This window comes from Malikia granosa (assembly GCF_002980595.1).
Taxonomy (GTDB): domain Bacteria; phylum Pseudomonadota; class Gammaproteobacteria; order Burkholderiales; family Burkholderiaceae_C; genus Malikia; species Malikia granosa.
Genome location: NZ_PVLQ01000058.1, coordinates 1 through 7,057, shown reverse-complemented (window position 1 = coordinate 7,057; position 7,057 = coordinate 1). Strand labels below are relative to the sequence as shown.

At 67.9% G+C, this 7,057-nt stretch carries 8 protein-coding genes; 1 reads left to right on the top strand and 7 read right to left on the bottom strand.

All coding sequences use genetic code 11. The features are described from left to right. Positions 1 to 193 precede the first annotated feature (193 nt). The gene (locus C6P64_RS13480; protein ID WP_105749077.1) at positions 194 to 727 is read left to right on the top strand and encodes a MarR family winged helix-turn-helix transcriptional regulator; all 534 of its coding nucleotides are present in this window, start codon (positions 194 to 196) and stop codon (positions 725 to 727) included. 95 nt (positions 728 to 822) lie between these two features. On the opposite strand, the gene C6P64_RS13475 is transcribed toward C6P64_RS13480, so the two are convergent. From C6P64_RS13475 to C6P64_RS13445, 7 genes are all read right to left on the bottom strand, one after another. Further along, positions 823 to 1,215, bottom strand: a complete 393-nt coding sequence (locus tag C6P64_RS13475; RefSeq protein ID WP_105749076.1) for a universal stress protein — start codon at positions 1,213 to 1,215, stop codon at positions 823 to 825. 142 nt (positions 1,216 to 1,357) lie between these two features. Further along, the gene (locus C6P64_RS13470) at positions 1,358 to 2,548 is read right to left on the bottom strand and encodes an ABC transporter substrate-binding protein (RefSeq protein ID WP_105749075.1); all 1,191 of its coding nucleotides are present in this window, start codon (positions 2,546 to 2,548) and stop codon (positions 1,358 to 1,360) included. Between the two features lie 67 nt (positions 2,549 to 2,615). Beyond that, positions 2,616 to 3,320: an ABC transporter ATP-binding protein gene (locus C6P64_RS13465; protein ID WP_105749074.1), complete on the bottom strand. Its 705-nt coding sequence runs from the start codon at positions 3,318 to 3,320 to the stop codon at positions 2,616 to 2,618. Beyond that, complete coding sequence (locus tag C6P64_RS13460; protein WP_105749073.1) at positions 3,317 to 4,063, bottom strand: ABC transporter ATP-binding protein; 747 nt, start codon at positions 4,061 to 4,063, stop codon at positions 3,317 to 3,319. The genes C6P64_RS13465 and C6P64_RS13460 overlap by 4 nt, the downstream gene beginning before the upstream one ends. 26 nt (positions 4,064 to 4,089) lie before the next feature. Continuing rightward, the gene (locus C6P64_RS13455; RefSeq protein WP_105749072.1) at positions 4,090 to 5,082 is read right to left on the bottom strand and encodes a branched-chain amino acid ABC transporter permease; all 993 of its coding nucleotides are present in this window, start codon (positions 5,080 to 5,082) and stop codon (positions 4,090 to 4,092) included. A gap of 28 nt (positions 5,083 to 5,110) precedes the next feature. Next, positions 5,111 to 5,962, bottom strand: a complete 852-nt coding sequence (locus C6P64_RS13450) for a branched-chain amino acid ABC transporter permease (protein ID WP_105749071.1) — start codon at positions 5,960 to 5,962, stop codon at positions 5,111 to 5,113. 36 nt (positions 5,963 to 5,998) lie between these two features. Then, the gene (locus C6P64_RS13445) at positions 5,999 to 6,847 is read right to left on the bottom strand and encodes an SDR family NAD(P)-dependent oxidoreductase (RefSeq protein WP_105749070.1); all 849 of its coding nucleotides are present in this window, start codon (positions 6,845 to 6,847) and stop codon (positions 5,999 to 6,001) included. Positions 6,848 to 7,057: the final 210 nt, after the last annotated feature.

Below are 7,057 nucleotides of genomic sequence, written 5' to 3'. Positions count from 1 at the left end.
TCCAGGGTGATGACGGCGATGTCTTGCTGGCGTTGGAAGGATGTCACGGTCGGGCCTGCGTAGATGAAGTCGAAGGATGAGTCGTCCCAGGAAGCCCGGGAAACGGTACAATTATGTCAACAAGTTGGTATATTTTCCAGGACAGCCATCCCAGGGAATACCCTAACCAAAACCCGGAAAGCAAAGTATTTTTATGGCCAATCAAAGCCATTCGCTAGAATCAGCGCGCATCGAGCTGGCCAACCGGCTGTTCTTCAAGCTCTATCAATGCGCCAACCTGTTGCACAAAACAGGAACCAAGGCCGTCGAGAGCGAGGGCCTGACCACGCAGCAGTGGGCCATCCTGGGCGCCCTGTCGCGGCCCGAGGCCAGCGCCGGCATGAACATGGGCGACCTGGCCCGCTACCTGATGGTGAGCCGGCAGAACCTGTCGGGGGTGCTGGGCCGGATGGAGCGCGATGGCCGGATCGCGGTGGTGCAGGACCAGCGCGATCGCCGCTCGCGCCTGATCCGGATCACCGAGGAAGGCTGGGTGGTCTGGCGCGACCAGGCCAAGCCGAAGATCAATGCCTACTACGAGGCGGCGCTGGAGGGCTTCTCGTTCAGCGACCTGACCCACACCTCGCATTACCTGCTCAAGCTGCTCGACAACATGGAGCGGCTCGATCGCGGCAGCGAGGCCGTGGACCAGGAGGGGGAAGCGGATCGGGAGACCGATCCGGCCTGAGTCTGCGGCCCGGGACCGGGCCATGGGCAGCCGGTGGGCCAGCGCCGGATCGCGGGTGGCGCTAGCAGCCGCTGCGGATCAACCGACGCAGCGGCTCAGGCGGCCTTGACCGCCAGCACCGGGCACTCGACCGTCATCAGGATGTCGTGCGCGACGCTGCCCAGGATCAGCTTGCCGACCGCAGTGCGCTTGCGCAGGCCGATGACCAGCACCGAGACGCCCAGCGCCTGGACCATCTCGTTGATCTCGGTCACGGCATCCTTGCCGCGCACGAACTGCTTGAATTCGGTCTCGAGTCCGGACGCCGCCAGCAGCTGCTCGACCCGCTCGACGTCCTCGACATCGGCGCGCGACGGGTCATCCTGCCGCCCGCCCGGGCTCGCATTGACCACCACCAGCCGCTCCTGGCGGCGTTTCGCGATCTCGAGCCCCTTGTCCAGGGCCGCCTGGCCCTCGGGACGCGGCACATAGGCTACCAGAATGGTCATCTTCTGTTGCTCCTCGGATGGATGTTGAAGTGGCCGGATCATCGTAACAGCACAGCCTGACAGGCCGGAAGCCTGGGGCCGAAGACCGGCAGCGGCCCGAGCCTGCCAGCCCCCTCGCCCGGCCCTCAAGCGGGACAGGGAATCACATCTTGCACAGCGGCGAGGCAGCCGGCACGATGGAGGCGGGATAGGTGTGCTCGATCACCTGGCGCAGCGCGCCGTCCAGCGTCTTGACCCGTCCCACGTAGTTGGGCAGCAGCAGCTGGTTGTCGGCGGCGCGCAGCTGGACCTTGCCGTAGACGGTGTCGAGCGTCTGGCCGCGCAGCGCCCGGGTCACCTCCTCGGGCTTGACGCTCCTGGACAGCTTGACGCCCTCGAACATCACCTGGATGCCGTTGTAGGCCTGGCCCTCGACATCGGTCGGCAGGCGGTTGAACCTGGCCTTGAAGGACTTGACGAACTCCTTGTTGCGCGGCGTGTCGAGCTCGGGCGAATAGCCCAGGTTGCCCGGAACGCCATCCAGGATCTTGCCGGTGGCGTTGATCACGAAGTTGGAGATCATCGCGTGGCCGATGATGGGCGTGGCCGGAATCAGCTTGAACTCCTGCGCCTGCTTGAGGAAGGCGATCTGGTCGCGGCCGATCTCGGCGACCCAGATCGCATCGACCTTGGCGTCCTTGAGCTGGGCGATGTAGGGCGCGAAGTCCTTGGTGCCCATCGGCACGTAGAGCGACAGCGCCACCTTCTTGCCCTGCGACTCGACCGCCTTCTTGAACGACTCGGCCGAATCGCGGCCCCAGACATAGTCGGCCGCGAGGGTCGCGAAGCTGTTGCCCTTGATGCTCTTGGCCCACTCGTTGATCATCGCGATGTCCATCGCATCGGAGTGGTTGGTGCGGATGCTGCGCGGCTTGCAGCTGTCGCCGGTGAGCTTGTCGGACTTGGAGGCCTGCACGAAGTAGGCGGCGTCCCAGCGCTCGAGGTTCTGCGCGATCGCCAGCGAGATCGAGGACGGGATGGCGCCGATCAGCAGGTTGTGGCCGTCGCGCGCGAGCTTCTCGGCCACGCGGCGGCCGGCGTCGGGCGTGCCCTCGTCGTCGCCCTCGGCGAGTTCGACCTTGCGGCCGTCGACGCCACCCCTGGCATTGGCCTCCTCGACCGCGAACTTGACCGCGCGGATCACCTCCTCGCCCTGCTCGGCGAAGACGCCGGACTTGGACGACACCAGGCCGACCTTGACCGGCTCCTTGCCCTGGGCCTGAGCCGCCAGCGGCAGTGCGGCGACCAGCAGGACGCCGGCCAGGGCATGTTGCAGGGATTTCAGCTTGAACATTCTTGTCTCCATTTTTATGCTGCCGGAATCGGTCCGGCGACCGTCAGGACTCTGGGTTCCCTTGAACTTACACCATCACATGGGCCTCGAGGCGCTCGAGCCCGGCACGGGAATTCTCCACCGGCCCCTGCGCGACCACCGCGCCCTTGGCCAGCGCCAGATAGCGCTGCGCCACCCGCGCGACCAGGCTCATGTTCTGCTCGATCAGCAGCAGCGCCGTGCCCTGGTCGGCGACCCGGTTGAAGATATCGGCCAGCTGGTCGACGATCACCGGCGCCAGGCCCTCGGTCGGCTCGTCGAGCAGGATCAGGCTGGGGTTGGCCATCAGCGCGCGCCCAACCGCCAGCATCTGCTGCTGGCCGCCCGACAGCGCCGTGCCCGGGGTGTGGGCGCGCTCGCGCAGGATCGGGAACAGCCGGTAGATCTCGGGCACGGTCCAGGGACCCTTGCGGCCGACGGCGGCGCCGAGCTGCAGGTTCTCCTCGACGCTCAGGTTGGCAACGATGCGCCGGCCCTGCGGCACCACCACCACGCCGCGCTGCGCCGCGTGGTAGGGGCGCGGGCGCGGCAGCGGCTGGCCGCCGAGCTCGATCTGGCCGCCCTTCAACTGGGCCAGCCCCAGGAGGGTGTTGACCACCGTGGTCTTGCCGACGCCGTTGCGCCCGATCAGGCCGACGCGCTCGCCGGCCTTCACTTCCAGGCTCAGGCCGTGCAGGATATGCGCCGAACCGTAGTAGGCCTGGACGTTCTGGAGTGACAACAGGGCGCTCATGCGGCACTCCCGAGATAGGCTTCGCGCACGCGCGGGTTGGCGCGCACCTCGGCCGGTGCGCCGCTGGCGATGACGCGGCCGAGCTCGAATACGGTCACCGCATCCGAGATGCCGAACACCACGTCCATGTCGTGCTCGACCAGCAGCACCGAGACCTCCCAGCTCGCGGTCAGCTGCTTCAAGTGCCGGGCCAGGTCCATCGACTCCTTGACCGACAGGCCGGCCATCGGCTCGTCGAGCATCAGCACCTTGGGCCGCCCGACCAGGGCCAGCGCGAGGTCGAGCCGGCGCTGCTCGCCATAGCCGAGGTCCTCGGCGCGCGAGTGGCTCAGCCGGGCGAGGTCGAGCTCCTGCAGGATGGCGTCGGCATCGGCCTGCGAGTCGGCAACGCCCATCTTGTGCGAGGCCAGCTCGACCTGCTGGCGCACCCCCATCCGGCTGAAGATGCTGGTGCGCTGGAAGCTGCGCGAGAGCCCGCGCCGGCGCCGCTCGACCGCACCGAGCGCGCTGACATCCTCGCCCATCAGCATCACCTGGCCGCGGGTCAGCGGCCGCCGCCCGGTGATGGCGTCGATCACGGTCGACTTGCCGGCGCCATTGGGCCCGATCAGGCCGCGGATCTGGCCCTTCTCGAGGGTGAGGGAGGCGCCGTCGAGCGCCTTGACGCCGCCGTAGTGGATCGCCACGTCCTGGGCTTGCAGCACATAGGCCGGCCCGCGGCTGGCGTTGGAGTTGTGACTCATGGTTCGTCTCCGCTTCTTGTCATTGTTCAGTGCGCCTGGGCCGGGCGGGCCGCAGCCGGCAGCGGCGCGCCACGCTTGCCCAGCGTCACCAGGCGCTGCAAGGCCCCGGCAATGCCATGCGGCGAGAACACGATCACGCTGATCAGCGCCAGGCCGAAGATGCTCATCCAGTGGGTCGCGTAGTCGCCCAGGATGTCCTTGAACAGGAAGTAGACCACCGCGCCGAGCGCCGGGCCCCAGAGCGCACGCGCGCCGCCGACGACCACCATCATCAGCGTCATGCCCGACAAGCTCCAGTGCAGGTTCTCGGGCGAGACGAAGCCGGTGTTGAGCGCGGACAGGATGCCGGCGATGCCGGTCACCAGCGCTGACAATGCATAGACGCCGGCGCGCGGCAGCAGGGTCGTGATGCCGATGAAGCGGGCCCGCTCCTCGTTGTCGCGTACCGCCTCGGTGATCGAGCCGAAACGGCTGCGCAGCAGCAGGGCCAGCGCGAACAGCACCAGCACCAGCACGCTCCAGCACAGCAGGAACAGGTTGGCCGGCTTGAGCAGCACCGACTGGCTCAGGCCGAACAGGGTCGCAGGCCAGTCGATGTTCATGCCGTCGGCGCCACCGGTGACGCCACGCGCACGCGAGGCCATCAGGAAGGCCATCTGGCCGATTGCCAGCGTCAGCATGCCGAAGGCGATGCCAGGCACGCGAACGATGACCAGGCCGATGACGAAGGCCAGTGCGGTCAGTCCGACCAGGGTCAGGACGATGGCGAGCTCGGCCGGCATCAGCTGGACCTGCAGCAGGATGCCGATGCCGTAGCCGGCGCCGCCGAAATAGAGCGCGTGGCCGAAGCTGACCATGCCGTTCTGGCGCAGCAGCACGCCGATGCCGATCGCGAAGATCGCGTAGATGATGGCCTGGGTGAACAGGCTCAGCAGGGTGCCGGAGCTCACGAGCTGGATCACGGCCAGGCCGAAGGCCAGCGCGACCAGGGTGGTCAGACCGATGCGAGGGAGGTTCATGATGCGTTCCTTGTCTGGCGGGTTCGACTCAGGTGCGGCTGCCGGCCAGGCCCGACGGCTTCCAGATCAGGATCGCGATCATCAGCACGAAGGGCAGCAGCACCGCCGCGTCGGGCAGGTAGACGGCGCCGATCGCCTGCACCATGCCCAGCACCAGCGCGGCGATGAAGGCGCCGGCCAGCGAGCCCAGCCCGCCGATGACGACCACCACGAAGGAGTCGATGATCACGTCGGCGCTCATCGACGGCGACAGCGACAGGAAGGGCGCGGCGACGACGCCGGCCAGGCCGGCCAGCGCAGTGCCCAGGCCCACCACCCCGGCCGAGAGCCGGTCGGTGTTGACGCCCTGCATCGAGGTCGTGACCGGATCGGTGCTGGCCGCGCGCACGAACAGCCCGGCCTTGGAGTGGCGCAGCCACAGGCTCAGGCCCAGCGCGACGGCGGCGCCGACGGCGACCACCGCGATCCGATAGGCCGGCAACTGGGCACCGAACAGCTCGAGGCTGAAATCGAGCAGCCCGGGCACGGGCACCGACAGGTTGCTCTTGCCCCAGACGCTGAGCACCAGATCCTCGATGATCAGCAGCAGGCCGAAGGTCACCAGCACCACGGTCAGCGGCTCGCGGTCCTGCAGCAGCCGGAAGCAGTAGCGGTCGAGCAGCACGCCCGCCAGCGCCATGATGGCCGGCGCCGCCAGCAGCGCGATCCAGAAGTTGCTCTGGATGGAGATCGTGTAGCCCAGGTAGGCCCCCATCATGTAGAGCGAACCATGGGCAAAGTTCACGACGCGACGCAGACCGTAGATCAGGGCCAGCCCCGAACACATCACGATCAGCAGCGCCCCGTAGACCAGGCCATTGAACAGGTTGATCGTCAGCATTTCTTGTCTCCTGTCATGGGTTGTTCTGCCTGGGCTTCAGTCGCTGCCCAGGGGGGTCAGCATCGACTCCGGGGCGCCGAAGGCGCTCCAGCCGCCATCGGCCGACAGGATGGCCCCCGTGACATAGCTGGCCGCGGGCGAAGCCAGGAAGGCGATCGCCGCGGCGATCTCGGCCGGATCGGCCAGACGTCCGAGCGGGGTGCGGCGGGCAATCGCCTGGGTATCGAGGGCACCCTGCTGTGCCAGGTCGAGCACCAGCTCGGTCGCGACATAGCCCGGCGCGACCGCGTTGACGCGGATGCCCGAGCGGGCCCATTCCGAGGCCAGCGCACGGGTCAGTCCCAGCATGCCGGCCTTGGCCGCGCTGTAGGCATTGCGCCCCGGGATGCCGCCCAGGCTGGCGATCGAGCCCAGGTTGACGATGGAACCCCGGTTGCCGCGGGCATCGCGCGGCTGGGCCAGCATGAGGGGGATCACGGCCTGGCTCATCAGGAAGGCGCCACGCAGGTGCACGGCGAGCACGCGGTCGAAAGCGGCGGCATTCTGCTGCAGGGTCGGCTGGGCCTGGTCGCCGATGCCCGCGTTGTTGACCAGGGCATCGATGCGGCCCAGGCGCGCGCCGATGCTGCCGACCGCGGCCTGCACGCTGTCGGCATCGGAGACATCGCAAGCCAGCGCCAGATGGCCGGTCCCGAGTTCGGCCACGCGTGCGTTGACGCTGTCGGCGCGCAGGTCGAGCAAGGCGATGCGCCAGCCCTGCCCCGCCATGGCCCGGGCCGTGGCCCAGCCGATGCCGTCGGCCGCCCCCGTGATGAGCGCCACGGCGGGCGTGCTCGATGAATTGCCGGCCGCCTGTCCGGCGGTCCGGTCCGGTGCATGATTCATGCGCTTGTCTCCTTCTGTCTTGTGTCGGTCATCATGAAGCCTGGACTGCCGGCAGTCCTTCACGATCACAGCCAAGAAGCGGACAAATCATGCATCTGCTGCTGCCCAGGCACGCAGCCGCCACAGGTGCAGACAAAGCAAAAAGGCATCGCGCTGCGATGCCTTTTTGCGGCCGGATGGAGGTCAGTCGGCTCAGAGCGCCTTGGTCAG